Source organism: Bradyrhizobium sp. TM239, from assembly GCF_036247985.1.
GTDB lineage: Bacteria > Pseudomonadota > Alphaproteobacteria > Rhizobiales > Xanthobacteraceae > Bradyrhizobium > Bradyrhizobium ottawaense.
Genome location: NZ_BTIR01000011.1, coordinates 171,908 through 198,007, shown reverse-complemented (window position 1 = coordinate 198,007; position 26,100 = coordinate 171,908). Strand labels below are relative to the sequence as shown.

Genomic DNA, 26,100 nt, shown 5'->3' with positions numbered 1-26,100 from the left:
TTGGACCCCATGAACAAGCCCGAAACCACCATCGATTCCGACATCGCGGGGCCTGCGCCGCGCCATCATACCACCCAGGTCAAGGTCGGTGACGTCGCCGTCGGCGGCGGTGCGCCGATCGTCGTGCAGTCGATGACCAACACCGACACCGCCGACATCGACGGTACCATTGCCCAGGTCGCAGCGCTCGCGCGCGCCGGCTCCGAAATGGTCCGCATCACCGTGGACCGCGAGGAAGCCGCGGCCGCCGTTCCGCACATTCGCGACGGCCTCGCCAAGCGCGGTATCACCACGCCGCTGATCGGCGACTTCCACTATATCGGCCACAAGCTGCTCGCGGCCTATCCGGCCTGCGCCGAGGCGCTCGCCAAGTACCGCATTAATCCCGGCAATGTCGGCTTCAAGGACAAGCGCGACACCCAGTTCGCCGACATCATCGAGATCGCCAACAAGAACAACAAGCCGGTCCGCATCGGCGCCAATTGGGGATCGCTCGACCAGGAGCTGCTGACCAAGCTGATGGACGAGAACGCCGCCTCGGCCAATCCGCGCGACGTCCGCGCGGTGACGCGCGAGGCCATGGTGCAGTCCGCGCTGCTCTCGGCCGCGCGCGCCGAAGAGCTCGGCATGCCCAAGGATCGCATCATCCTCTCCGCAAAGGTCTCGGCGGTGCAGGATCTCATCGCCGTGTATCAGGATCTCGCGTCGCGTTCCGACTACGCCATCCATCTCGGTCTCACCGAAGCCGGCATGGGCACCAAGGGTATCGTCGCCTCCTCAGCCGCGCTGGGCATCCTGCTGCAGCAGGGCATCGGCGACACCATCCGCATCTCGCTGACGCCGGAGCCCGGCGGCGATCGCACCCGCGAGGTGCAGGTCGGCCAGGAGCTGCTGCAGACCATGGGCTTCCGCACCTTCGTGCCGCTGGTTGCAGCGTGCCCCGGCTGCGGCCGCACCACCTCGACCACGTTCCAGGAACTGGCCCGCTCGATCCAGGATTTCATCCGCGACGAGATGCCGACCTGGAAGACGAAATATCCCGGCGTCGAAGAGCTCAACGTTGCGGTGATGGGCTGCATCGTCAACGGCCCCGGCGAATCCAAGCACGCCAATATCGGCATCTCGCTGCCCGGCACCGGCGAAGCGCCGGCCGCGCCCGTGTTCGTCGACGGCAAGAAGTTCCGCACCCTGCGCGGGCCGACCATCTCCGCCGACTTCAAGGCGCTGGTGATCGACTACATCGAGCAGCGTTACGGCCAGGGCGCCAAGGTGCCGGTGACCGCGGCGGAGTAGTTTCTTCAGGTCAGCATGTAATCGTGCTGACTTGGCCTGTCTCACCATATCTGAGCAGCAGGCCATCCCGCGTAATCACGCTCGCGCCAAGATCGCGAGCGGTCGCAATGATGATTCGATCCGCGGGGTCGCGTGGCGGTTCACCCGGCAGGAATGACGACGCGATCAAGATATCGGGCGTGAGTTCGGCAAGCCGTATTCCTTCGACGGCAAGCAATCGCTGAAACCAGCGCTCTGGTCTTGTGGAAAGGCCCAGCCGGTTGCGTGCAACGAGCAAGCCTATTTCCCATGCGGTAATCGCGGACACGAAGATTGCGGTTCCTGCCCGATAGGCGGCCTCGATCGCTTCCTTTGCTTCCGAGGCGATGGGCTTGTCCTCAACAATCCAAATCGCGGCATGCGTATCGAGCAAGAGCGGCGCTGGCTCACTCATAGACTTTGCCCCAATCGGGGTCTGCCGGCTCCGTCAAGTCCACGCCCGACGGGATATGTGCCAATCCTTTGAGTGCGCCGAATAGCGGATGGCGGCCAGTCTTCTTGGCGCGCGAGGGCGGCGGCTCCGCGGAACTCGGCTCAACCCGCCGAAACACGACCTTGCGGGCTTTCGTATCGACCTGTTCAGTCCGAAATCCAGCGGCCAGCCATACCTTGGTCATGACGTTGTTCGTCGGATTGTTGCTCCACCAAGCCGGATATTGAGGTGAGTTAGGGGGGAGCTTGTCTCCGATGACCCGCTCGATTTCGGCGAAGGTCATGGGGATTTCCTTGGTCCGTTGGGACTTCAGAAATTCACCGAGTCGATCGTATTTGCCCATCGCAAAGGCTCCATAGACGAAAACACTACTAAAGCTTCATAAGTGTGTCAATCGTCAATCGAGGCTCCCACTCTTTGCGTCCGCCCTCTCAGGGCCTACGATGTCTCCAACTAACAACGATCGGGAGACACGCCATGAGCTCACTCGCCGGCAAGCAGGGTCCGCGCTACCGCCACGCGGCCGAGGACGGCGCACCTTACGAGACGATCGCGGTTGAAAAGCTCACACCCATCATCGGTGCGGAAATCTCCGGCGTCGACATCGGTTCGCTCGTCGATGGCGATGCCCGCTCCAACCGGCAGATGGACGAGATCCACCGTGCGCTCGCCGAAAACCTCGTCATCTTCTTCCGCGACCAGCAGATCACGCCGCAGCAGCATCTCGCCTTCGGCCGCAAATTCGGCGAGCTGCATATCCATCCCGCCGCGCCGCATGAGGACGAAGACCCTGCGTTGATGAAGATCTACGCCGACAAGAACTCGCCGCGCGCCAACGGCGAGGGCTGGCATTCCGACGTGTCCTGCGATCTCGAGCCGCCGATGGGCTCGATCCTCTACATCAAGCAATGTCCGCCACGTGGCGGCGACACGCTGTTCGCCAACATGTATGCGGCCTATGAGGCACTGTCGGACCGCATGAAGGCCTACCTCGATGGGCTCACGGCGCTGCATGACGGCGAGCCGATCTATCGCGGGCTCTACGCGAACTATGGTGTCGCCGACCGCCCCTCCTATCCGCACGCCGAGCATCCCGTGGTGCGCACGCATCCGGTCACGGCTAAGAAGGCGCTCTACGTCAACCGCGGCTTCACCCGCCACATCAACAGCATCCCGCGCGACGAGAGCGATGCGATGCTGACCTATCTCTACCAGCACGCCGAAAACCCGCTATTCCAGTGCCGCTTCCGCTGGACCGAGAACGCGATCGCGTTCTGGGACAACCGCTGCACCCAGCACCGTGCGATGTGGGACTACTGGCCGCATACGCGCTCGGGCACGCGGGTGACGGTGAAGGGGGAGAGGCCGGTTTAGGCTGCTCTCGTGCCCCGGACGTAGCGCAAGCACGTAGTGACGCGCTAGCCGGGGCCCATTTTGCGGCCAGACCGGGTCCCGGCTCTGCGTCGCGTCATTTCATGCCGCGACGCGGCCGGGACACGCCAGCCGTTCTTGCGTTGACGTCCTCGCACTCTCGCGCCAATCTTCCCGAAACAGATCGGGAGGATCAGCCATGCTCCGCATGCCCGAGCTTGAAATGGCGCTGCTGCCGTCCTCGCATCTGCGCTTAGGCGCCTGCGTCACCGGCAATACCAAGGATCTGCCAGCCGAGATGCCGGAACGATTCGGCGATGTCGCGGGCTTCGTTGGCCGGCCACGCATCGCGGCAGCGGAGTAACGCTTGGGGCAATCGCGCAACATCTTCGCCGGACTGGTCGCCGCGATCCTGTTGTCGTCGCTTGCGTCCGCCAGTCGCAGTGAGGCCGCTGCTGCGCGAAAGGTTGCGAAGGTCGGGCCGAAGCAGCCGCAATCATCTGCCAAATGTGAGATGCCGAAATTCCGGATCGTCGTGGATGTCGGGCATACGCCGGACTCCTACGGCGCACTCAGCGCGCGCAACGATCCGGAGTTCGGCTTCAATTTCGTTCTTGCAAAACGCATCACGGCCAAGCTCAAGTCCGACGGCTTTGCGGCAACCCGCCTGCTCGTCACGGACGGCAAGGCGCGGCCGAGCCTGTTCAAGCGGGTCAGTGCCGCTAATGACGGCCGGGCCGATCTCTTCCTGTCGATCCATCACGATTCGGTGCCGGACAAGCTGCTTGAGACGTGGGAATTCGACGGCGCAAAGAGCTATTTCAGCGACCGCTTTTCGGGCCACTCGCTGTTCGTGTCGCAGCAGAATTCGCACTTCGCCACCAGCCTGATGCTGGCCCGGATGATCGGCAGACAGTTGAAAGAGCAAGGCCTGCGCTATGCCAGCCAGTACACCTTGCCGCTGATGGGCCGTTACCGGCGCCAGTTGCTCGACAAGGATTTCGGCGTCTACCGCTATGACGGGCTCGTCGTCCTCTCGCGGACAAGCAGTGCCGCAGTGCTGCTCGAGGCCGGCTCCATCATCAACCGCGACGAGGAGATGATGATGAACTCGCCGGAGCGGCATGAGACGATTGCCGCGGCCGTGGCGGCGGCAATAGGAGACTTTTGCGCAAGGCGGTAGATTGCTCCGCTGCTTCAATAGCCGTCATTGCGAGCCACCGGATCCGCGCGTAGCGTGGCCCGATGACAAGCTCCGCGAAGCAATCCAGAATCTTTCCGCGGCGGCAGTCTGGATTGCTTCGTCGCAAGCGCTCCTCGCAATGACGGGCTGTCTACAGCGGCGTCCGCCGATACTCCCGGTTCGCCAGGCTGGCTTCCTCCAGATCCAGATCGCGCTCGATCCGCCGCCGCGTCTCGTCGGTGATCTGGCCGTCGCGCAGGAGATCGTGGATGAATTTTCGTTCGGCGGCAATGAGGTCGCGGGTCAGGGCGGTGCCGGCGGCGGAGACGTCGTGGTGGGTGGGATCGAGTGAATCAGGCAGCTGGTTGACACGGATGTCGTGGCGGGCGCGCAGCAGCCGCATGACCTCGTCGGAAACGTCCTTCTGCTCGGTCAGCGCGTCGAGTGATTTCAGTGCTGCATCGAGCGCCTGGCGGCGTGCGGCGATCTCGGCCTCGTGCTCGGCGGCATGCTCGTTACGGCCGGCCTCGGCGACGCCGAGCCACCGCACTACCGGCGGCAGTGTCAGCCCGACGCCGATCAGCGTGACGAAGATGACGCCGAAGGCCACGAACAGGATCAGGTCGCGATACGGAAACGCCTCGCCGTCGGGCAGCGTGAACGGCAGCGCCAGCGCCGCCGCCAGCGACACCGCGCCGCGCACGCCGGTGAAGGCAAGCACGAACGGCCATTGCCAGGGCGGCGACGGATCGCGCGCGCGCAACGACCTGCTGAGTATCCGCGGCAGATAGGTTGCGGGATAGAGCCAGGCGAAGCGCGCGACCACGACGATCACCACGACCACGGCAGTCGCGATCAGAATGTCGTCGAGCGGGAATGCCTTCGACTTCTCGTAGAGCGCGCGCATCTGGAAGCCGGTGAGCAGGAACAGCAGGCCCTCGATCAGGTAGATCACGAGGTCCCAGAAGAAGATGCCCTGCAGACGTGTTGCCGACGAGATCAGCAACGGGCCGTTCCAGCTCACATAGAGACCGCAGGCCACCGTCGCGATCACCCCGGAGCCGCCGAGATGCTCGGGCAGCCAGTAGGACACGTAGGGGGTGATCAGCGACAGCGTCAGCTCGACCTGCGGATCCCCGGACCATTTGCGGAAGCGAAGGGAGAGCCAGCCGACGCCGATACCGAAGGCGATCTCGCTGGCGACGATGAGGAGGAATTCTCCGGCCGCGAGCGGCAGCGAGAAATGCCCGACCATGATGGCGGCCAGCGCGAAGCGGTACAAGATCAGCGCAGTGGCATCATTGGCGAGCCCTTCGCCCTCCAGGATGACCAGGAGCCGGCGCGGCATGTTGAGCCGGCGTGCGATCGCGAGCGGAGCCACCACGTCGGGCGGCGCGACGATGGCCCCGAGCAGGAAGCCGATGGTCCAGGGCAGGCCGATCAGATAGTGCGTGGCGGCCGCCACCATTGCTGCGGTGAAGATCACCGCGCCGACCGCGAGCAGCACGATCGGGCGCAAATTGTTCTTGAATTCGCGCCAGCTCATGGCGACGCTCGCCGAGTAGATCAAAGGCGGCAGCACCATCAGCAGCACCAGTTCCGGCGGCAATTCCACCGGAGGCATGCCGGGCACGAAGGCGAGGCCGACGCCGGCCAGCATCAGCAGGATGGCAGGGGCGACGTTGAAGCGGCGCGCGGCCAGCGCCACGCTTGCCAGTACGGCGAGCAGGATGAGAAAGGTCTGAAACTTCGCTTCCATGATGGCCTGTCTTGACCCGGAAGCGACTGCTCCGTCAATGCGCGCGGCTTACGCCAGCCGCTCGGCCACCATCCGCCCGATGCGTGCAAAGGCGGCTTCGATCTGCGCCGCATTCGGCGTGCCGCCCTGGGTATAGGCCGCGATCAGGATCGGCGCCCCGGGCTTGTTGTCGAACTTGGGCCAGACCACCGCGATATCGCCCGAGGCATCCTTGCCGTTGTTGCCGGTCTTGTCGCCGATGGTCCAGCCTGCGGGCAGGCCGCCGCGCAGCCGGTTCGCACCGGTCTTGCAGTTCACCATCCAGTCCGTGAGCAGGGCACGCGAGGCCGGCGACAGCGCCTCAGCCGTAACCAGACGCCGCAGATTGCCGGCCATCGCCGCTGGGGTCGTGGTGTCATGGGGATCGCCGGGCGGCGAACGGTTCAGCTCGGGCTCGTTGTGGTCGAGCCGCGAAATGCCGTCGCCGAGCGATCGCCAGAAGGCGGTGAGCGTGGCGGGGCCGCCGATCCGCGCCAGCAGCAGATTGGCGCAGGTATTGTCGCTGAGCTCGACGATCGCCTTGCACATGTCGGCGACCGACATCGCGCCGGCCGCAAGATTCTGTTTGGCAACCGGTGCGTAGTCCAAGAGGTCGGCCTTGCCGTAAGCGATCATGGCCGCAAGCTGCTCCTCGCCGCGATCGACCCGGGCCAGCACGCAAGCCGCGAGCGAGGCCTTGAAGGTCGAGCACATGACGAAGCGCTCGTCGGCGCGCCAGGCCAGCTTCTTGCCGGTCGCGAGGTTCTCTGCATAGACCCCGATCCGACCACCGCTCTCGCGCTCATAGGATTCGAGTTCGGGCGGCGCCTCCGCGGCAAGCGCCGGAGACGCGGCCATCCAGGCGAGCGAGGCGAGCAGGGAACGGCGGTCGAGAGGCATCGCAGGCTTTCAGGGGAGCCGGAGGTGGGGTTGAAATGGACGCGCTATTTGCGCCGTCATTGCTTCGTCGCAAGATCTCCTCGCAATGACGTGTGGCGAGAGTTGGGCTCGTACTGACGAAGAGAAGAAGAGAGTGCCTCCCAAGTCGGACAGTGGAAGGCTTTGTCTCCTCACTCCTTCAGGTCATACCGATACGACTTCGACACGATCTGCCAGCCGTCGGCGAGCTTCATCGCCACCAGATAATCGGTGAAGAAACGCGGAGGCAGTTGGCAACGGACCTTGATGAAGGCGGTCTTGTCGTCCGAACGGTCGATGGTGACGATGAAATCCTCGCGCGGCTTGCCTTCGGCCTTGGCGGAGGCGCGCTTGCGGACGCGGTCGAGCCAGTCGGGCACGGTCAGGACCTGGAGCTCGCCCTTCTCGACCCAGCGCAAGTCAGCGGAGGGATGGAAGATGGTGCCGAGCTTCTCGGCGTCGCCCTCGTAGAGCCCGTCGAAATAGGATTGCACGACGGCTTCGACACTCGAACGGTTCTGGCTCATGGGTCATCCCTTTGAATGATGGCTTGGGCGGAACTTAGTCGTACACGTCGAAATGCGCTATGGGTGTCTCTCGCTAATAGCGCGAGGGTGTTGGAATGACCGGATCAGAAACTTCGAACGCTCGTATCCTGATCGGCGAATGCTACTGCCGCGCCGTGCGCTTTGAGGTGGTCGACGCGTTCTCCTATGCGATGAACTGCCACTGCTCGAACTGCCGTCGCACCACCGGCTCCGCCTTCAAGCCGTTCGCCGGCATCGCGCAGGACAAGCTTCGCATCGTCCGGGGAGGGGATCTGCGGATGATTTTCGGCGACGACACCACCCATGACGCCCATTGTGCCCGGTGCGGCTCGCTGCTTTATTCCCGGGTGCGTGAAGGACAATGGGTCCATGTCGCCATGGGAACCCTGGTTGATGCCCCCTCGATCCGGCCGAATGCCCATATCTTCGTGGCCTCGAAGGCGCCCTGGCACGACATTACGGACAATCTGCCGCAATATCGGGGGCATATCGGTGATGCCTAAGGGAATTCGGCGAACCACGACCGCGCTGGCGCGACAAACAAAGGGGGTCCTTCGGGCTGTCGCCGGAGCGGCCTTGGTGACCTCCATCACAAGCGCCGGCACCGGATCCTGCTAAAGCGGTCCAAAGGGGACCGAAACGTCCCGAACTTCGGAAGTTGTGTCATGCGCAACCTGCTCAGACTCTGCCCGCTCCTCCTCGCCGCCGTGCTGCTGTTCGGCACGGATCCCGCCTTTGCCGGCAACCGCGTCGCGCTGGTGATCGCCAACTCGGCCTATCAGCACGCGCCGTCGCTCGCCAATCCCGTCAACGACGGTGCCGTGATGGCGAAGACGCTGAAGGAGGCCGGTTTCAGCAGCGTCGATTTCCGCCACGACCTGTCGGCCCTGGATACGCGGCGCGTGCTGCGCGAGTTTGCCGATGCGACCCGCAATGCGGACATCGCCGTGGTCTATTATGCCGGTCACGGCATCGAGGTCGAGGGCTCGAATTATCTGATCCCCGTCGACGCCAAGCTCGAGCGCGACACCGACGTCTACGACGAGGCGCTCTCGCTCGACCGCGTCCTGGTCGCCGTCGAACCGGCAAAACAGCTTCGGCTGGTGATCCTGGACGCCTGCCGCGATAATCCGTTCGGCAAGACCATGAAGCGCACGGTGGCCGCGCGCGGTATCGGCCGGGGGCTTGCCCAGGTCGAGCCGACCAGCCCCAACACGCTGATCGCCTATTCGGCGAAGGCCGGCTTCACCGCCCAGGACGGCGACGGGGCCAACAGTCCCTTTACGGTCGCGCTGTCGAAGCATCTGACGACGCCGGGCCTCGACGTCCGCCGCGCCTTCGGCTTCGTGCGCGACGACGTGCTCAAGTCGACCGGTAACAAACAGGAGCCGTTCGTCTACGGCTCGCTCGGTGGTGAGGACGTGCCGCTGGTTCCGGTCAAGGTGACGGCCGCAGCAACGGTTGCGCCTGCACCGAACCCGCAGGCCGACATCCGCCGCGATTACGAGCTCGCCCTCCAGGTCGGTAACAAGGCGGCGTGGGCCGCCTTCCTCGCCCAGCATCCCGATGGCTTCTATGCCAGCCTCGCCAAGCTTCAGGTCGAGAAAATTGGTGCCGAGCAGGCCCATGCGGCTGCCACCGAGAAGGCGAAACAGGCCGAGGCGGAACGTGATCGTCTCGCCGCGCTTGGCGCGCAGAAGGATGCACAGGCCAAGGCCGCGGCCGATGCGAAGGCCGCCGAGCAGGCGCAGCTCGCTGCGCAGAAGGCCAAGGAGCAGGCGCAGCAGCAGGCAGCTGCCGCCGAGCAGCAGCGCGTCAACCTCGCCGCTGCGGCCCCGAGCGCGGCGCCGGCCAGCACGGCGAGCCCTGCAGGCACCAACGTTGCCACGCTGACGCCGGCGACCGCGCCGGCCGATCTCAGCCGCTCGGTGCAGACCGAGCTCGGCCGCGTTGGCTGCTTCTCGGGCGCTGCCGATGGCACTTGGAGTACGTCCTCGCAACGCTCGCTGTCGCAGTTCAACCGCTATGCCGGCACCAAGCTCGACGTGAAGGTAGCGAGCACTGACGCGCTGGATGCGGTCAAGGCCAAGCCGTCGCGCGTCTGCCCGCTGGTCTGCGAGCACGGCTTCAAGGCCGATGGCGACAAGTGCACCAGGATCGTCTGCGGCGACGGTTATGCGCTGAACGACGACAATGAGTGCGAGAAGAAGCGCGCCGCCAAGCCCACGGCTTCCAAGCCCGCAGCTTCCAAGCCCGCAACCTCGCGGCGCGACGACAGCGAGGATCGTCCGGCGCGGCAGCGTCGCCAGGCCGGCGGTGCGGCTGTCGGAGCTGCGGACGGCCTTGGTGCCGCAGCCGGCATTGCGGCTGCCACGGGCGCCGGTCGCGCCGCAGGTGGCGGGCAAGTCATCTGCAATAGCACTGGCTGCCGCCCGGTCAGCCGCGGTTGTCACCTCGAATATCGCGGCGGCGGCGGCCCCGGCAACGACGCCAATGCCGAAGTGTGTCGTTGAGGGTGCGCATGATCCAGATCGTCGTCCCAAAAGGCCGGGACGACGTCAGGTCGCAATCGCACTCGCCGCGATGTTGACCGTCAGTGCCAGCAAGGCCGTGTTGTAGATGAACGACACGATCCCGTGCGCCGTGGCCGTGCGGCGGATCGTCTTGTCGGTAATGCCGACGTCGGAGACCTGCGCGGTCATGCCGATCACGAACGAGAAATAGACGAAGTCCCAATAGTCGGCGTGGTCTTCCTTGTCGCCGCTCGGAAACTGCAGGCCGCCCGGCTTGGCGCTCCGATAATAATCATGCGCGTAATGCAGCGCGAAGGTCGTGTGCACGGCGGCCCATGACAGCGCGATGGTGCTGATTGCGATGGTCAGCTCCAACACGCCCCGGTGCGGTGTGCCGAGCTCCGAGACGATCGCGGCGATGCTGGCGAAGGCGCCGATCGCCGTCACCAGCAGGATCACGAAGCGGCCGTCGTCCTGCATCGCGGCGGCGCGGCGGATGTGCTGATGGTCGTTGCAAAGCATCATTGCGTAGACCAGCACGAGATAGACCGCGATCAGTGCATCCCAGCCGAACAGGAGCCGTGTCACCAGCCGGTGTGAGCCCGGCAAGAGCAGGCAGACCAGGACGCCAGCCGCGAGCGCGATGAATGTCCGCGGCCGCGCATAGATCAGCCGCATCGGCCGCGACATCTGGCGGAAGCGGGCGAGGACGGGGTCTTCTTTGCCCTCGGCCGCCATCGATGCGTGTCAGCTCTTCCGCTCGGCGACGAAGCGCGCGGCCGCTTGCAGCACGGCGGCGCGCTCACCGAAGATCGAGACCGCGCTGTCGGCCCGCGCGAGCAGGTCGCGCACGCGCTGCTTGGCGCCTTCGATGCCGAGCTGGGTGACGAAGGTGGTCTTGCCGAGTGCGGCATCGGCGCCGGCCGGCTTGCCGAGCGCAGCCGCATCGCCTTCGACGTCGAGCAGATCGTCGGCGATCTGGAAGGCTTCGCCGAGCGCGCGGCCGTAATCGTCGAGCGCCTGATATTCCTTTTTCGTGGCCTGGCCGAGGATCGCGCCGGCGATGCAGCCGTAACGCAGCAGTGCGCCGGTCTTCATCTGCTGAATGCGGGCGACGTCGATCGGCTCGTTGCCGCCGAAGCGGCCTTCGCCGGCGAGATCGAGGATCTGGCCGCCGACCATGCCGCCGATGCCGGCGCAGCGCGCCAGCGCGCGCGTCAGCAGTAGCCGCACATTGGCGTCGCGATGGATCTCGTCGCGGGTGACGATGTCGAAGGCGAGCGTCAAGAGGCCGTCGCCGGCGAGGATCGCGGTGGCGTCGTCGGTCTGCTTGTGCAGGGTCGGGCGACCGCGGCGCAGGTCGGAATTGTCCATTGCGGGCAGATCGTCATGGATCAGCGAATAGCAGTGGATGCATTCGAGCGCGGCGCCGACGAGCAGCGCGGCTTCACGGGGAACACCGAACACAGCCGCGCTCTCGACCACCAGGAACGGGCGCAGACGCTTGCCGCCGTTCAGGCTCGAATAGCGCATTGCGTCCATCAGTCGCTTGGGCCGGGCGATCTCATCGTGCAGGATGTCGTCCGACAACAGGCGCCCGAGCAGGGCCTCGGTGTCATCAGCGGTCTTGTCCAGACGCTTGGCGAAATCGGACGGGGACGTGCCGGTCATCAAGAAGGGCTCCAGAACTAAAATTCGGCGGGACAATCCTTTATGCGCCCGCCCCAGTCAATCGTTTGGAAGGCCTAAAAAGTGCTGGAAAAGGCCCGGATTATCACAGACTTAATGGGGAGAGCCGTGGCCGCGTTTCGTTCCGTGCCGGAAAGGTCGATTTGCGCATCGTCAAAATCCTGCTGGTAGCGCTCGCGGTCGTCATTCTCGCGCCCTATGTGATCGCGCCGTTCTACCGCACCGGCCATCCGGTTTCGACGCTGATGGCGTGGCGCTCGCTTCGCGGCGCGCCGATGCAGCGGGAATGGATCGATCTGGCGGCGATGTCGCCCTCGCTGCCGCGATCGGTGGTTGCAGCCGAGGATGCCCATTTCTGCAAGCATCACGGCATCGATTGGGGCGCGCTACGCGAGGCGATCGACGACGCGCAGGAGGATGGTATGCCGTTCCGGGGCGCCTCCACGATCACCCAGCAGGTCGCGAAGAATCTGTTCCTCTGGCAGGGCCGGGATTTCGTCCGCAAGGCACTCGAATTCCCGCTGGCGCTCTGGATCGATCTCGTCCTGCCCAAGTCGCGGATCCTGGAGATTTACCTCAACATCGCCGAGCTCGGCCCGCAGGGCCAGTTCGGGGTGGGGGCGGCCAGCGCCTATGCCTTCGGCAAATCGGCCGCCGGCCTCTCCCCCCGGGAGGCGGCCCTTCTGGCCTCGATCCTGCCGAATCCGGTCAAACGCAGCGCCAAAACCCCCGGTCCGGGCGTCCGGCGGCTGGCCGGGACCTATGTGGCAAGGGCGCAGGCCTCTTCGCTTGCGACCTGCTGGCGGGAAAATCGCTGATTTTGGGCCCTTTCCGAGCGTATTTTCCGGCCCAAGAGCCTAGCTTTGCGGCCAGCCTTCCTCTATAAGCGCGGCCTTGATCGGCATTCAGCTCGCCTCGGATTGCGGGTGCTGAGCCGTCCCTCGCGGACGATGCCCTGATAACACCAATCCCTAGAGGATATTGAAATGGCCGTTCCGAGAAGAAAAACCTCGCCGTCGCGCCGTGGCATGCGCCGCTCGGCAGACGCCATCAAGAAGCCGACCTATGTGGAAGACAAGGACTCTGGCGAGCTCCGTCGTCCGCACCATCTCGACCTCAAGACCGGCATGTACAAGGGCCGTCAGGTCCTGAAGAAGAAAGAGTCCTGAGTTAAGGACCTTTCTCCAGGCAGGATAATCGGGCCTGCCTGATTTCGGCCAACCCATGAGATATGACAGTGACGGCGGCGGAGCTAATGCTTCGCCGCCGCATTGTCCTGTCTGGATATCTTGATCGAGAAGGCATTTCGCCGATGGTCGGTTTCCCGCTGCTTCTGATTCCGCTCGCGGTCTACAACATCATCGCCTTCCTGATGCCGAGCGTGTCCTTCACGGATGTGCTGTTCAAGGTGCCGATGGTGTCAGGCGAGACCTGGCCGGTCACGCTCGCCGACGTGATGCTGGCGCTCGGTATCGTGCTGCTGCTGCTCGAAGTGGTTAAGGGCGCGCGGCCCGGCTCGAAATTCCTGATGGATCATCTGCTGTCACTGATCCTGTTCGGCGCGGCCGCTGCCGAATTCGTGATGTGGCCCAAATTCGGCAACTCGATCTTTTTCCTGCTGGTGCTGCTCGCGATGGCGGATTTCCTCGGCGGCATTGCCCAGCGCACGCGCCGCCGCGTCACCTATGTCGCCGAGACAACGGTGCCGGCGCCACGCAAGGCCAAGCGTCAGGTGGAAGCTCCGGCGGGAGATACCGTGGCCGAGCCCAAGTTCGAGCCGGTGTCCTCGCCGCTCGCAGCACCGCCCGCGCCCTCGGCACAGTCGGTCGCCGAATCCGTGCTGATGGATCCTCCCGCGCCGAAGCCGGTGCAGAGCACGCCCTCGCCGGAAGTCCCCTCGCCGCATTTGCAGCCGGGCGACGGCACGTCTCCGTCCCCCGACACGCCGCCGCGCTGATCGATCTCAAGCCACCTGCCGCGTGCGCGCGCTGACGCTCTGCAGCGGGCGCTTGCCGCCATAGGCCGTCTGCGCATCTTCGGAAGAGGCGCGACGCAGCCGGCTCGCCTGGGGCAGATGTTCGGCATTCGCGATCAGCTGGGCGACGAAGCTCGGATCGGGGCGCGGCAACGGCGTCTTGTGGACCCATTGCAAAATCGGAAGCACCGGCACCAGGGCCGTGCCCGTGCCGTTGTCCGCCGCGTCCGATCGATCGGTACTCAACATCGCCATCACCGTTGATCCGGCAGAGCCTGTCGCGTTTCGGGACGCTGGTGCCGGGTGCGTGTCAGTACTCGCAAGGCCTATGCCGGATGGGCCGGTTTGGTTCCCCCGGCCTGTAGAAACGTGGTTTCCAAATTGTTTATCAACTTTGCCTAGGGTTGGGGACGAATCTGGCTCTATCCTGTGTCAGCTCAGGACTTTCCCGCTGTCCCGAAACGAGGCGATTTTGACCCCCGCATTGCCGCAAGCCTCCGACATCCTGGCCGCCCTCGGCCAGGCCGTATTTGCCTGGGATATCGGCAGTGATGCGATCGTCTGGGGCGACCAGGTCGCCAGCGTCTTTCCCGGCATTCCCGCCGAGCGGCTGGCGACGGGCGCCGAATTTGCCAAGCTGATCGAGCCCGCGCCATCGCTGCGGACCGCCGCGCTGGCGCAAGCCTACGCCGTGCATGGTGCCGACGGCACGCCCTACCGGGTCGAGTACGGCGTGCGCATGAGCGCCGCCGATCCCGTGATCTGGATCGAGGAGACCGGCCGCTGGTTCGCTGGCCCCGACGGCCGCCCGGTGCGCGCGATCGGCTCGGTCCGAATCAACAATGAGCGCCACGCCCGCGACGAGGAGCTGACCAAGCTGGCCCGGCTCGATCCGCTGACCGGCGAGCTCAATCGCTCTCATCTGATTGCCGCGCTGGCCGAGGCGATCGAGGAGACGACCCGCTTCCGCTCGACCGCGGCCTTCATGCTGGTCGGCATCGACCATCTCGCCCGCGTCAACGACGCCTTCGGCTTCGACGTTGCCGACGCCGTGATCCTCGACGTCGCCAAGCGCATCCGCTCGCGCCTACGCGGCGGCGACGTGCTCGGCCGCTTTTCCGGCAACAAGTTCGGCCTGATCCTGAAGAACTGCACCGTCGACGACATGAATGTCGCCGCCGAGCGCTTCCTCGCCGGCATCCGCGACGAGGTGGTGCCGACCAAATCCGGTCCGGTCTCGGTCACCGCCTCGATCGGCGCGGTCAGCGTACCGCGCTATGCCCGCAACACCGACGAGGCCGTCAACCGCGCCCATGAGACGCTGGATGCCGCCAAGCGCCGCCGCGTCGGCTCGTTCGCGGCATGGCGTCCGGATGCCACACGCGATGCGCAGCGCCGCGTCAACATCCGCGTCACCGACGAGATCGTCACCGCACTGAACGAGCGCCGCATCAAGCTCGCCTATGAGCCGGTGGTGTCGGCCGGCTCGCGCGAGCGCGCATTCCATGAATGCCTGGTGCGGATGGACCAGGGCGACGGTCAGGTGCTGCTCGCGCCCGACATCGTGCCAGTCGCCGAGCGGCTCGGCCTGATCCGCCTGGTCGATCACCGCGTGCTCGAGCTCGTGGTCGCCGAGCTCGCCGCCGCGCCCGACATCTGCCTCAGCCTCAACATCTCGCCCGATACCACCATGGATCCGGACTGGTGGGCGGGAATCGAATCGCTGATGCAGGCCCATCCGGGCGTCGCCGAGCGGCTGATCGTCGAGATCACCGAGACGGTCGCGATCCAGGACATCGACGACGTCCGCGCCTTCGTCGGCCGCCTCAAGCATTTCGGCAGCCGCATCGCCATCGACGATTTCGGCGCCGGCTATACCTCGTTCCGAAACTTGCGCAAGCTCGGCGTCGACATCGTCAAGATCGACGGTGCGTTCGTGCAGAACATCACACATTCCGCCGACGATCGCGCCTTCGTGCACACCCTGATCGATCTCGCCCGCCGCCTCGACATCAAGACGGTGGCCGAATGGGTGCAGGACGAGGAGGCCGCCAACATGCTGCGCGACTGGGGCTGCGACTACATCCAGGGCAGGTTGATCGGGCTGGCATCAGCGGAACGCCCGTGGGGCGCCCCGCCGGATAACGCGCTGCCTGCAGCGAGCTGAGATCTCGTGGGGTGGGCAAAGGCGCACTTGCGCCGTGCCCACCATCTCTCCAACAATTCGGCGCGAATGGTGGGCACGCTTCGCTTTGCCCATCCTACGAAGCCTTCACGCTCCCTCATCCAGCGCCACCAGCTCGCGCTTCTTGCGTAGCGACGGCAATAGCGGCGCGATCAGCAGCACCATTGCGAATGCCAGGCACACCGCGGAGATCGGCCGCTGCAAAAAGGTCCAGAGGTCGCCCTGCGACAGGATCAGCGACTTGCGCAGATTGTTCTCCATCATCGGTCCCAGCACGAAGGCCAGCACCAGCGGTGCCGGCTCGTAGCCGAGCTTGCGCATGAAATAGCCGATGATGCCGAACGCGATCATCACATAGACATCGAACACGTTGTTGCTGGAGCAGTAGACGCCCAGGATCGTGAACAGGATGATCAGGGGGAACAGGATGTTGTAGGGCAGCTTGAGCAGTTGCACCCACATGCCGATCATCGGCAGGTTCAGGATCAGCAGCATGACGTTGCCGATATACATGCTGGCGACGATGCCCCAGAACAGGCCGGGGTTTTGCGTGATCAGCAGCGGCCCCGGCTGCAGACCGTGAATGACGAACGCGCCGAGCAGCAGCGCCATCACCACATTCGGCGGAATGCCGAGCGTCATCAGCGGAATGAATGCACCGCCCGCCGCGGCGTTGTTCGCCGATTCCGGCCCCGCAACGCCTTCGATCGCGCCATGGCCGAAACGCTCGGGCGTCTTCGATAGCCGCTTCTCCAGCGCGTAGGAGGCAAAGGACGCCACGACCGCGCCGCCGCCCGGCAGAATGCCGAGGAAGAAGCCGAGGATGGTGCCGCGGCCGACCGGACCTGCACTCGCCTTCCAGTCCTCCCTGGTGGGCAAGAGATGGGTGATCCTGGTGTTGATGATGTCGCGCTTGATCGCCTGCTCGGTGTTGAGCAGTACCTCGGCAACGCCGAACAGGCCCATCACGACAGGCACGAGCCCGATGCCGTCGATCAGCTCCATGCGGCCGAAGGTCAGACGCGGCTGTGCCGTGATGCTGTCGAGCCCGATCAGTCCGAGCACGACGCCGATGCACGCCATCAGCAATGCCTTCGGCATCGAACCCTGGGTGAGGAAGGTGAGCACCACGAGGCCGAGCGCCATCAGGCTGAAATATTCGGCCGGGCCGAACGCGATGGCGACGCTGGCAAGCTTCGGCGCGACCAGCATCAAGGCGATCAGCGCGAACGTGCCGGCAATGAAGGAGCCGAAGGCGGAAATGCCGAGTGCAGGTCCAGCGCGTCCCTGCTTCGCCATCTGGTGGCCGTCGATACAGGTGACGACGGAAGCTGCCTCGCCGGGAATGTTGACCAGGATCGAGGTGGTCGAGCCGCCATACATCGAGCCGTAATAGATGCCGGCCATCATGATGATGCCGGATTCCGGCGTGCCCGACAGCGTCACGGGCAGCAGCAGCGACATCGCCGAGATCGGCCCGATGCCCGGCAGCACACCGACCAGCGTGCCGATGAAGACGCCGATGAAGCAATAGAGCAGGTTGATCGGCAGCAGCGCGACGCCGAAGCCATGGGCGACATTGACAAGCGTATCCATGCGATCAACCGATCCCGAACAGGCCCGAGGGCAGCTGGATCAACAGCAACCGCTTGAGCACCCACCACATGCCCGATGGCACCAGCACGGCGATCGGGATCGCCAGCGTCCAGCGAACGGGATCGATCAGCCGCAACAGCAGCAGCACCAAGGGGATCGACGACAGCAGGAAGCCGAGTGGTTCCAGTGCAATGGAGAATGCCACGAGACAGGCGATCAGCAGGAGCGGCTTGCTCCAGCGCACGTTCTCCCAGCGCGAGGCCAGCGTCGGGGCGCCCTCGGTGACGGCCGAAACGATGATGGCGCCTGCGAACACGCACATCAGGATGCCCGTGTAGAATAGCACATAGCCGGAGCCGGGATCGTTGATGGTGCCGAGCTTGAGCTTCATGCCGGACCAGATCACGAAGCCGCCGAGCGCGAGCCCGATCAGCCCGCCCCAGAGCTCGGAATTGCTGAGGCGGAGCTTGACGTTGGTTTGATTGTTCATCGGCGCTCTCTCGGCCGTTCCCCGGACGCTGCGCAGCGCGAAGCGGTGCGCTGCAGAGCCGGGGCCCATAGGTTCGTGGCAAAAGGTGGGTCCCGGCTCTGCGGTGCACCGCTGAAGAAGCGCTGCACCGCGTCCGGGACACGGAACTGGCTCAGCCCTACTTCTTCGCGAGCCCGAGGGTCTCGATCACCTTGCGCTCGGACTCCGTGACCTCGACGACGAACTTCTTGTAGTCCTCGGTATTCTTGTAGTTCGGCACCATGTCGTATTTGGCGAGCGTCGCGACGACCGCCGGGTCCTCGACCGCCTTCTTGAAGGCATCGTGCAGCTTGGCGACGATCTTTGGATCCATGCCTTTCGGGCCGGCGATGCCGAACGGGGAATCATAGACCATGGGATAGCCGAGCTCCTTCAGCGTCGGCGCGTCGGGATAGTTCGGCGAGCGTGCACCGGTCCACACCATCAGCAGCCGCAGCTTGCCGGCGTCGACCAGCGGCCGCCATCCCGTGGAATCAGCCTGAAGCATGGTGTGCTGTCCCAGCACCGCGGCGTTGGTCTCCGCGCCGCCCTTGAAAGGGACTTGCGTCAGCTTGATGCCGGACATCGCGGCGATCTGCTCCATGCCGATATGCAGCGAGGTGCCGGCGCCCGGCGTGGCATAGGTCACCTTGCCCGGGTTCGCCTTTGCGAACTCCACCACGTCCTTCCAGCTCTTGAACTGCGACTCCGCGCTGGTGGTCACGCCGAAGGTGTAGCCGGTGAGATGGATGATGTAGCTGAAATCCTTGGCCGGATCCCACGACACTTCCTGCATCAGGGGCAGGCGGAAGACGGTGATCGGGATCTGTGCGATGGTGTAGCCGTCCGGCTTTGCGGCCGCCGCCATGGTCGCAGGTCCCACCGTGCCGCCGCCGCCGGCCTTGTTGTCGATCACGATCGGCTGCCCCAGCACCTTCGAGGCGCTGTCGGCGATGGCGCGCATCGAGATATCGGTCGATCCGCCGGCCGGCCACGGCACGATCAGCGTGATCGGCTTGCTGGGATAGTCCTGCGCACTGGCGGCCGTCGAGAGCAATGCGCCCATGACAGCATGCATCGCGGCAAATGCGATCGTCTTCAGCCCGTATCGCGGCATCGAAACTCCTCCCTCGCGGCGGCCTCTTCGCGGGCCGCCGTCTTTCGTTCTTGCGAGGCGATTGTTCCTGAAATTGAGGGAGAAGAAAAGCGCGTTGCGCGGACTGCGGGCGCCGGGCGGTGCGGCAATCCCTCTTGAGGCGGCACATGCGACAATTCGTCGTTTGGTCGTGTGCCGAGAGGCGGAATTTTGAGGGAGCCGAAGCCGTTATGCCACGCGCCGGACCGTGCTCAGCGTTTCGATGGTGCGGCCGACCTCCGATGCGGGGCACGGCCTGCCGAAATAATAGCCCTGCACAGCGGTGCAGCCGCATTCGCGGACGAAGTCGAGTTGCTCCTCGGTCTCCACACCCTCCGCGGTCGTTTCGACGCCGAGCACGGAGCCGAGGCTCGCGATGGTGCGGACGATGGCAACGCTCTCCGGGCTTTCGCCGAGCGTGCCGACGAAAGAGCGATCGATCTTGATGCGGTCGAATGGAAATTTGCGCAAATAGCTCAGCGAGGAATAGCCGACGCCGAAATCGTCGAGGCTGACGCGTACCCCTAGCGCGCGAAGCTGGTGCAGGATCTCGATCGTCGCCTCGCTGTCGTCGAGCAGCGCCGTTTCGGTGACCTCGAGCTCGAGCCGTTGCGGCGGCAGGCCGGCTTCGGCAAGTGCGCTCGTGACCATCGCCACCAGCCCGCGCGAGCGGAACTGCACCGGCGACAGGTTTACCGCGACGGTGACATTTGGCCAGGACACGGCGGTCGCACAGGCGCTGCGCAGCACCCATTCGCCGATCGGAACGATCAACCCGGTCTCTTCGGCGATCGGAATGAACTCGGCCGGCGAGACGAAGCCGCGCGAGGGATGTTTCCAGCGCAGCAGCGCCTCGAACCCGGTGAGCTCGGACGAATCGAGCCGCACCTGCGGCTGGAACACCAGATGGAATTCACGCGCCTCGAGCGCGCCGCGCAGATCGTGCTCCAGCGCGTGCCGGCTGCGCGCCTCTTCCTCCATCTCGGGCTCGAACAGCTGAAAGGCGCCGCGCCCCTTGGCCTTGGCCTGGTACAGCGCAAGATCGGCGCATTTCATCAACTCGTCGGCATCGAGCCCGTGGTCGGGCGCGATCGCGATACCAACGGAGACGCCGACATGGATCGACTGGCTTTCCAGCGGCGGCGGATGACCGATGACCTCGACCAGGCGCCGGGCCAGCTTTTCCGCCGATTGCGGCTGCGGGCCGCGCTGGAGGACGGCGAACTCGTCGCCGCCGAGGCGCGCGACGGTGTCGTGCTCGCCGACATTCTCCTTCAGTCGCGCGGCGACCCAGCGCAGCAGCCGGTCGCCGGCGGCGTGGCCGAGGCGGTCATTGACGGTCTTGAAATTGTCGAGGTCGAAGCACAGCACGGCCATGGCGCCGCCGGCGATCGCGACCTGGTTCAGTCCCTCGCCCATTTTCTCGCGGAACAGCGTGCGGTTGGGCAGGTCGGTCAACGAATCGTGCCGGGCCATGTGCGCGACGCGCGCCTGGGCCTTGTGGCGCTCGGTGACGTCCTCGTAGGTGACGACCCAGCCGCCATGCTCCATCCGCTTGTGATTGAGCTTGATGATGCGGCCGTCGCTCAAATGGCGGTGCAGCGTATGCTCGCCCTCGCGCAGCCGCTCGACGTAGTCGGCATAGAGCCGCGCGGCTGTGGTGTTCTGATGGATGCCGAGCTCGCAGCTATGCTCCATGATCTCGCGCATCGAGACGCCGGGCTTCACGACATCCGGCGACAGGCCGTACATCTCGATGTAGCGGCGATTGCACACGATGACGCGCAGGCTCGCATCGAGCATGCACAGGCCCTGGCTCATGTTGTTCAGCGCCGCGTCGAAGCGGCGATACTGCTCGCTCAGCTCCTCGATCGCATGCTCGCGTTCGGTGATGTCCTCGTAAGTGGCGACGAAGCCGCCCTGGGCCAGAGCGCAGTACCTGACCGAAATCACGGTGTCGTTCGACATCCGTCGGCGCATTGGGGAGGCGTCGTGATTGGCGATCCTCGCGCTGGCGGCTTCCAGCAGCTGTTGCGGGCTGTATTCGGAAGAGAACGCGCCGTTCGTCATCGAGCGCTCGATCAGCTCGGCGAGATGCGTGCCGGGCCTGGTCTCCTCCGGGGACAGCCGGTAGATCTTGCGGTAGGTGGTGTTGCAGACGCGAAGGCGCATGTCGCTGTCGTAGAAGGCAAGCCCATGCGCCATATTCTCCAGCGCCGCATCGAGGATGAAGTTCTGCTGCCTCAGCGTTTCCTCGTATTGCAGCCGCTCCGTGACGTCCTCATGCACGGTCACCCAGCCGCCGTCGGGCAGGAAGCGGGAGACCGCCTGCACCATGCGTCCGTCATAACGCATCACCAGCAGGGATTTCGCCTTTCTGGCCCGCACGTCCTCCAACCTGGAGTTCTGGAATTCGTCGGCCGCCATGCCCGGCAAATTGCCGCGTGACACCCAATGGTCGATCACCGTGCAATGCGAGACCCCAGGCTTCACGATCTCGGGGTCGAGATTGTAGAGGTTCAGGAACCGTTCGTTGCAGACGACGACACGGCTGTCGGCATCGTACATGATGAGGCCGTGCGACATGTTGGAGAGCGCGTGCTGGCTGCGCTCGGTCTGCACGCGCAATTCCGCCTCGAGTCGGGCGAGGCGGCTGACATCGTCGCAGATCGTCATCCAGCCGCCGCCGGGAAGCGGCTTCAGCTCGAGCGACATGACGAGGCCGGTCGCAAGCTGCTGCTCGGTCCGGAACGGCTTTCCCCCTGCGATCTGCTCCACGCGCCTGGTGTAGAGCGTCTCGATCTCGCTCACCGGGAAGTTGCCGAGCGAGGCGCTGTGAGCGAGCACGTCGCGATAGCTCGTGCCGATCCGCACGATCTCGGCCGACATGTTGAACAGGCTCAAATAACGCTGGTTGACCAGCACGATCCGGTTGTCGGCATCGTAGACGCAGACACCCTGTTCCATGTGGTCGAGCGCAAGCTGGCTCAGCGCGACCAGGGCCTCCGGGCCTTGCTCGCGGCGTGCACCAAGCTCGTTGTCGCGGGTCGAAATCATGGGGTTGGCGGGGTCTCGGCGGGCAATAGACTTAACGCAACCTAATTCAGCCACCGAGGGTAGCGAAGAGGCCGGAAAATTCCCTTAAGCGCAGTAGTTTACGGAGGATGACTGGCGATGGAGAGATGTGTGTGTCGCGATCGGCACGGTGGGGCCCAATCCCAGGCCCCGACCTTTCACCGTCATCCTGGGGTGCCGGAGCGAGGCGAAGGCCTCGAAGGACGACGGCCCGGCTGCATCCCGGCCGTTCATCCTTCGAGGCTCACCACGCTGCGCGTGGCGAGCACCTCAGGATGACGGTGCTGGAATGCTGGCTGCGGGTCCTATTAGGGTCCGTACAACACCAGTTCCGTATCGGTGAGATCGCCGAGCTGCGGCCGGTGCGGGCCCTTGAAGTATTTGCGACCGCGCCGCTCGGTATAAATACCGACCAAGCCGGGAATCGGCCCATTGGAATCGATCGCCACCGCGACCTTGCCGAGCCGAAGCAGCAGCCGGCCGATGCGGCCTGCGCAGGCGGCGTATTCCGCGGCGCTGCGGCAATAGATCAGCTTCATCGCCGGGGGAGCAAGGAAGCCGCGGCGGATGCGGACCGGTTGCAGGATGAAGGGGAATGTTCCCTTCGGTGTGCGGCAGACGAGGCTGAGGCAATTGTAGCGCGCATGCCGCGTCAGCAGCTCGGTTTCGGCTTCGGAAAGCCCCTCGATCGTCTTGGCGTGAGGCGAGATGACTTCGATCTCGCTCCAGCGCGGGGGCCGCGCCAGGGCAGGCACCGAGAAGAATATGCCGCGGCAATAGGCGCGAAAGCCCTGCGTCTCGATGATCGGCCAAGTCCACGGCGCCGGGCTGATGTTGAAATAGGTCACGTCCTTGTGCCGCTGCGCGATCTTGGTCAGCAGTGGGGCATAGTTGCGGTAGGCCGGATCGACATACCAGCTCGACAGATTGCACTGGATGGCGGTCTCCGCGCCGTCCTTCCGCGCCGTGTAGATCAGCAGCAGCACGCCGACCGGCGTGCCGTCACTCTCGAGCATGTAGCCGAAGCGCGGATAGCCCTCCGGGACAGACCGGAAGGCCTGCCGGCGCAGACCCTGAATCCAATAGTTCCGCGAGCGGCCGACGAAGCCGCGCGTCAGCAGGTCCGCGACCGCTTCGGCGTCGGACTCGGTGATCTCGCGGCATCGCACCTTGGTGTGAATCACGCTCGTCTTACCCGTGGAAATGACAGGCCTCGTTTGGTCTATTGCTTCAGCATGTTTTCGGAAGACCGCTTCGCACTTTTCGCTGACGCGGTCCTTCGGATCGGGATCATGCTGCTAGCGCCAGCCTTCGACATGGGCGTCGGCCGTGACCTGCGGCTGCAGGCCCAGGACGTCCCGCACCCTGGCGGGCCAGGCTGAAAGATCGGTGCCGTGGGTGTGGAACATGGCGACAGCCAGCCGGTCCATGCCGAAGGCGACGCAGCCGGTGTGGGCCGGCTCGCCGCCGGCATCCTGAATTCCCCAGGTCGTGCCGAAATGCTCGCGGTGATAGTTGAAGCTCATGCAGGCGGTCGGCTGCTCTTCCGAGCGCAGCGGAATGAGCAGCTCGAACTTGAGCTGCTGCTGCTTCTGGCTCACCGCCTTCATCTGGCCGACGCGGCCGAAGAAGGGATCGCTGGCATAGTCGACGCGGAAGGTCAGGCCAAGGTCGGTCGCGATCTTCTGCGCGCGCACCATCCAGCGCTCGCGGAAATCGGCGACGTCGTCGGGGCTGCCGATGCAGACATATTCGCGCATCCGGAACGATTGCAGCCGGTCGAGATGCTTCGACGGCTCGCGGCGGAAGCAGTCGGCGGCAACGTCGAAGCGCAGGCCGCCCTTCGGCAAAGGTCCGCGGCTCGCCGCAATCGGATAGACCGGATAGCAGGCGGCGGGCGACAGCACGAGGTCGGCGGGAGACAGCGAGGTGGTCCAGTCGCCGCCGGCATCGAAGCGGCTCACCGCGGCGTTGATCTCGCGCTCGGTCCCGTGCAGGCCGCAAACGCAGCCGAGCAGGTTCGGAAAGCTCTTGAGGTAGCCGGATTTCTCCAGCTGAGCCCGGCTCATCACTGGCGGGAAGCGCATCACCTCGGTGCCGCTCTCGCGATGGCTCGTGATCAGCGCGGCGAGCTTCTCGACGACGCCTTCATACAGCCCGGTGCGGGCGTAGACGCCGTCGGCGCCCATGCGGTGGAACAGCTTGTCGGCGAGATGATCGAGCGGATCGATCATCTGCGGCGCGGTCGCGGGCGAGTCGGGAAGGATGGCAATATTCATGGCGCGATGTCCTGCTATCTCAAAATTGTTATTGTTGATTCAGTCGTGAAGGCTTGTCGGCACGCCGCTCATCAGCGTCGATGTCGCGGCATTGGCCAGAATACGGTCGTTGTTGATCATGATCGGGGACGACAGCACGTCGCGGAGGTGCCGGCCCATGGTGAACTCGCCGTCGTTGCGGTAGCCGGAGAGGCCGGCCGTGCGCATCGCATGCATCACGGTCTCGACCGCGAGCTCGGAAGCCTGCACCTTCAGCAGCGTGATCGAGGACTGGAAGTCGAGTGAGCCGAGCGCACGCTCGTCATGCTCGGCGCGGGCAAAGGCGTCGATATTGGCCGACAGCAGCGCGCGCAGCTTCGCCAGCGACATCTTGGCGGCGGTGAAATGCGCCGCGGCCGGCGGCATCTGGCCGCCGGAGGTGCGGGCCGCCTTGCGGATGAAGGCCTGCGCGCGGGTCACGGAGGCGGCGGCGATGCCGGCCCAGGCCGACGACCAGCACAGATGCGCGAACGGCGTCATGGTCTGGGCGTGGATCTTGTCATAGGATTCCGGGAAGACGCGGTCGGCGGGGCAATCGACCTTCAGCTCGAAACCGGTCGAGCAGGTGCCGCGCATGCCGAGCGTTTCCCAGCCCAGCGTCCGCTTCAGCGAATAATCGTCCTTGGCGAGCGCCAGCAGAACCTGGTCGGAGGCGGCGGCCTCGGTGGCGCGGCGGGCGATGGTGACGAGGCCGTCGGCTTCCGCGCCGTAGGAGATCACGGTGGCGTCGCGCACCAGCGAAACGGTATCGCCAGCGTGGTCGACGGCAGCGGCGCTGGCCCGTATGTTGCCGCCGTTCTGACCTTCGGTGGTAGAGGAGGCGAGCAGCCACTGGTCGCGGGCGACCCGGCGCATCATGGTTTCCATCCAGGGGATGCCGTGGCCGTGCCTGATGATGCAGGCAACCTTGGTCTGGTGCATCGCGTAAATCATTGCGGTCGAGGCGCAGGCGCGCCCGAGCGTGTAGCAGATGTCGGTAACGTCGTAGATGGAGGCACCGAAGCCGCCGAACTCGACCGGGATCATGACGCCGAGCAGCTTCTGCTCGCGTGCGACCTCGAATGCCTTGTGCGGGAAACGAGCGTCGCGATCGACCCCGTCTGCGTCGGCCGCGGCAGCTGCGGCGGTTCGGGCGGCGCGCTCGATCAGGGAAGGACCCTGCTCGAGGAGGCCCGTCTGCGTTTCATCGACAGTGAGGACTGCTTCACGCACGTTCATACTCGTCCGCCTCCGGTTTGCCGTTCGAGATCGCCCGCATCATTCGCGATGCGCGTAAGCGATCCTCCGGCCATCTTTGCTTGTGAGACGAGGCTACGGATTTAATTCAAATTCGTCGATGAAATAGAGGGTAAACAAAGCCCAATTCCGAACGAACAGTTAAGGTCCGGTTGTTTGCATCACCCGCTTTTCCGGCGTCGCGTTAGGAATCTGGAAGAAGCGCGAATTCCAGACAATCTGAGTCATCGTTTACTAAGAAACGCGAAGTATTGGTGCCGCCCATTGCGGGACCGGCAGGCCGTGCCCATCGTAGCGGCAAGCCGGTC

The 26,100-nt window shown here is 64.9% G+C and carries 25 protein-coding genes; 10 read left to right on the top strand and 15 right to left on the bottom strand.

Annotated elements, in window-relative coordinates:
• The first annotated feature begins 9 nt into the window (after window positions 1-9).
• Entirely contained in the window at window positions 10-1,293 is a 1,284-nt protein-coding gene (gene ispG, locus AABA84_RS19360; protein WP_338312785.1) for a flavodoxin-dependent (E)-4-hydroxy-3-methylbut-2-enyl-diphosphate synthase, read from the top strand.
• Window positions 1,294-1,303: 10 nt separating this feature from the next.
• On the opposite strand, the gene AABA84_RS19355 is transcribed toward ispG, so the two are convergent.
• Window positions 1,304-1,726 carry a type II toxin-antitoxin system VapC family toxin gene (locus AABA84_RS19355; protein ID WP_212243753.1) on the bottom strand — a complete coding sequence of 141 codons (423 nt, stop codon included), beginning with the start codon at window positions 1,724-1,726 and terminating at the stop codon, window positions 1,304-1,306.
• Window positions 1,719-2,108, bottom strand: a complete 390-nt coding sequence (locus tag AABA84_RS19350; protein WP_212243754.1) for a DUF7662 domain-containing protein — start codon at window positions 2,106-2,108, stop codon at window positions 1,719-1,721. The genes AABA84_RS19355 and AABA84_RS19350 overlap by 8 nt, the downstream gene beginning before the upstream one ends.
• Window positions 2,109-2,242: 134 nt before the next feature.
• Between AABA84_RS19350 and AABA84_RS19345 the strand changes: the two genes are divergently transcribed.
• The 3 genes from AABA84_RS19345 to AABA84_RS19335 all read left to right on the top strand — a co-directional run bounded on the left by AABA84_RS19345 (window position 2,243) and on the right by AABA84_RS19335 (window position 4,319).
• A complete protein-coding gene (locus AABA84_RS19345; protein ID WP_338312784.1) occupies window positions 2,243-3,139 on the top strand; it encodes a TauD/TfdA dioxygenase family protein in 897 nt (298 codons plus the stop codon).
• 196 nt (window positions 3,140-3,335) lie between these two features.
• Window positions 3,336-3,500, top strand: a complete 165-nt coding sequence (locus AABA84_RS19340) for a hypothetical protein (RefSeq protein ID WP_338312783.1) — start codon at window positions 3,336-3,338, stop codon at window positions 3,498-3,500.
• 3 nt (window positions 3,501-3,503) lie between these two features.
• Window positions 3,504-4,319, top strand: a complete 816-nt coding sequence (locus AABA84_RS19335) for an N-acetylmuramoyl-L-alanine amidase (protein ID WP_338312782.1) — start codon at window positions 3,504-3,506, stop codon at window positions 4,317-4,319.
• Window positions 4,320-4,470: 151 nt separating this feature from the next.
• On the opposite strand, the gene AABA84_RS19330 is transcribed toward AABA84_RS19335, so the two are convergent.
• The 3 genes from AABA84_RS19330 to AABA84_RS19320 form a co-directional block, all read right to left on the bottom strand.
• Window positions 4,471-6,078: a Na+/H+ antiporter gene (locus tag AABA84_RS19330; RefSeq protein ID WP_212243757.1), complete on the bottom strand. Its 1,608-nt coding sequence runs from the start codon at window positions 6,076-6,078 to the stop codon at window positions 4,471-4,473.
• Window positions 6,079-6,126: 48 nt separating this feature from the next.
• The gene (gene bla, locus AABA84_RS19325; RefSeq protein WP_338312781.1) at window positions 6,127-6,996 is read right to left on the bottom strand and encodes a class A beta-lactamase; all 870 of its coding nucleotides are present in this window, start codon (window positions 6,994-6,996) and stop codon (window positions 6,127-6,129) included.
• 170 nt (window positions 6,997-7,166) lie between these two features.
• The gene (locus AABA84_RS19320; protein WP_212243760.1) at window positions 7,167-7,541 is read right to left on the bottom strand and encodes a nuclear transport factor 2 family protein; all 375 of its coding nucleotides are present in this window, start codon (window positions 7,539-7,541) and stop codon (window positions 7,167-7,169) included.
• A gap of 95 nt (window positions 7,542-7,636) precedes the next feature.
• On the opposite strand from AABA84_RS19320, the gene AABA84_RS19315 reads away from it, so the two are divergent.
• Window positions 7,637-8,065, top strand: a complete 429-nt coding sequence (locus AABA84_RS19315) for a GFA family protein (RefSeq protein ID WP_338306065.1) — start codon at window positions 7,637-7,639, stop codon at window positions 8,063-8,065.
• Between the two features lie 162 nt (window positions 8,066-8,227).
• On the top strand, window positions 8,228-10,075 hold the full coding sequence (locus AABA84_RS19310) for a caspase family protein (RefSeq protein WP_338306064.1): 1,848 nt from the start codon (window positions 8,228-8,230) through the stop codon (window positions 10,073-10,075).
• Between the two features lie 45 nt (window positions 10,076-10,120).
• On the opposite strand, the gene AABA84_RS19305 is transcribed toward AABA84_RS19310, so the two are convergent.
• The gene (locus AABA84_RS19305) at window positions 10,121-10,813 is read right to left on the bottom strand and encodes a DUF1345 domain-containing protein (protein WP_338312780.1); all 693 of its coding nucleotides are present in this window, start codon (window positions 10,811-10,813) and stop codon (window positions 10,121-10,123) included.
• Between the two features lie 9 nt (window positions 10,814-10,822).
• Window positions 10,823-11,746 carry a polyprenyl synthetase family protein gene (locus AABA84_RS19300; protein WP_097668290.1) on the bottom strand — a complete coding sequence of 308 codons (924 nt, stop codon included), beginning with the start codon at window positions 11,744-11,746 and terminating at the stop codon, window positions 10,823-10,825.
• A gap of 161 nt (window positions 11,747-11,907) precedes the next feature.
• Here AABA84_RS19300 and mtgA point away from each other — a divergent pair, with 161 nt between their 5' ends.
• The 3 genes from mtgA (at window position 11,908) to AABA84_RS19285 (ending at window position 13,721) form a co-directional block, all read left to right on the top strand.
• A complete protein-coding gene (gene mtgA / locus AABA84_RS19295) occupies window positions 11,908-12,582 on the top strand; it encodes a monofunctional biosynthetic peptidoglycan transglycosylase (protein ID WP_338312779.1) in 675 nt (224 codons plus the stop codon).
• A gap of 168 nt (window positions 12,583-12,750) precedes the next feature.
• Window positions 12,751-12,933 carry a 50S ribosomal protein L32 gene (gene rpmF, locus AABA84_RS19290; RefSeq protein WP_007598106.1) on the top strand — a complete coding sequence of 61 codons (183 nt, stop codon included), beginning with the start codon at window positions 12,751-12,753 and terminating at the stop codon, window positions 12,931-12,933.
• A gap of 143 nt (window positions 12,934-13,076) precedes the next feature.
• The gene (locus AABA84_RS19285; protein ID WP_338312778.1) at window positions 13,077-13,721 is read left to right on the top strand and encodes a hypothetical protein; all 645 of its coding nucleotides are present in this window, start codon (window positions 13,077-13,079) and stop codon (window positions 13,719-13,721) included.
• Between the two features lie 6 nt (window positions 13,722-13,727).
• Here AABA84_RS19285 and AABA84_RS19280 read toward each other — a convergent pair whose 3' ends face one another.
• Window positions 13,728-13,988, bottom strand: coding sequence for a hypothetical protein (locus AABA84_RS19280; protein WP_212244123.1), 261 nt, complete (start codon window positions 13,986-13,988; stop codon window positions 13,728-13,730).
• 223 nt (window positions 13,989-14,211) lie between these two features.
• On the opposite strand from AABA84_RS19280, the gene AABA84_RS19275 reads away from it, so the two are divergent.
• A complete protein-coding gene (locus AABA84_RS19275) occupies window positions 14,212-15,906 on the top strand; it encodes a bifunctional diguanylate cyclase/phosphodiesterase (RefSeq protein ID WP_338312777.1) in 1,695 nt (564 codons plus the stop codon).
• 105 nt (window positions 15,907-16,011) lie between these two features.
• On the opposite strand, the gene AABA84_RS19270 is transcribed toward AABA84_RS19275, so the two are convergent.
• The 7 genes from AABA84_RS19270 to AABA84_RS19240 form a co-directional block, all read right to left on the bottom strand.
• The gene (locus AABA84_RS19270) at window positions 16,012-17,520 is read right to left on the bottom strand and encodes a tripartite tricarboxylate transporter permease (protein ID WP_338312776.1); all 1,509 of its coding nucleotides are present in this window, start codon (window positions 17,518-17,520) and stop codon (window positions 16,012-16,014) included.
• A gap of 4 nt (window positions 17,521-17,524) precedes the next feature.
• Window positions 17,525-18,010, bottom strand: a complete 486-nt coding sequence (locus AABA84_RS19265; protein WP_338312775.1) for a tripartite tricarboxylate transporter TctB family protein — start codon at window positions 18,008-18,010, stop codon at window positions 17,525-17,527.
• A 157-nt stretch (window positions 18,011-18,167) separates the two neighbouring features.
• Entirely contained in the window at window positions 18,168-19,145 is a 978-nt protein-coding gene (locus AABA84_RS19260) for a tripartite tricarboxylate transporter substrate binding protein (protein WP_212243772.1), read from the bottom strand.
• Window positions 19,146-19,352: 207 nt separating this feature from the next.
• A complete protein-coding gene (locus AABA84_RS19255; protein WP_338312774.1) occupies window positions 19,353-22,220 on the bottom strand; it encodes a PAS-domain containing protein in 2,868 nt (955 codons plus the stop codon).
• A 326-nt stretch (window positions 22,221-22,546) separates the two neighbouring features.
• The gene (locus AABA84_RS19250) at window positions 22,547-23,422 is read right to left on the bottom strand and encodes an acyl-CoA acyltransferase (RefSeq protein WP_338312773.1); all 876 of its coding nucleotides are present in this window, start codon (window positions 23,420-23,422) and stop codon (window positions 22,547-22,549) included.
• Between the two features lie 114 nt (window positions 23,423-23,536).
• Window positions 23,537-24,517 (bottom strand): amino acid--[acyl-carrier-protein] ligase, encoded by a 981-nt coding sequence (locus AABA84_RS19245; RefSeq protein WP_212243775.1) that lies wholly within the window; start codon window positions 24,515-24,517, stop codon window positions 23,537-23,539.
• Between the two features lie 39 nt (window positions 24,518-24,556).
• Window positions 24,557-25,774: an acyl-CoA dehydrogenase family protein gene (locus AABA84_RS19240; protein ID WP_338312772.1), complete on the bottom strand. Its 1,218-nt coding sequence runs from the start codon at window positions 25,772-25,774 to the stop codon at window positions 24,557-24,559.
• Window positions 25,775-26,100: the final 326 nt, after the last annotated feature.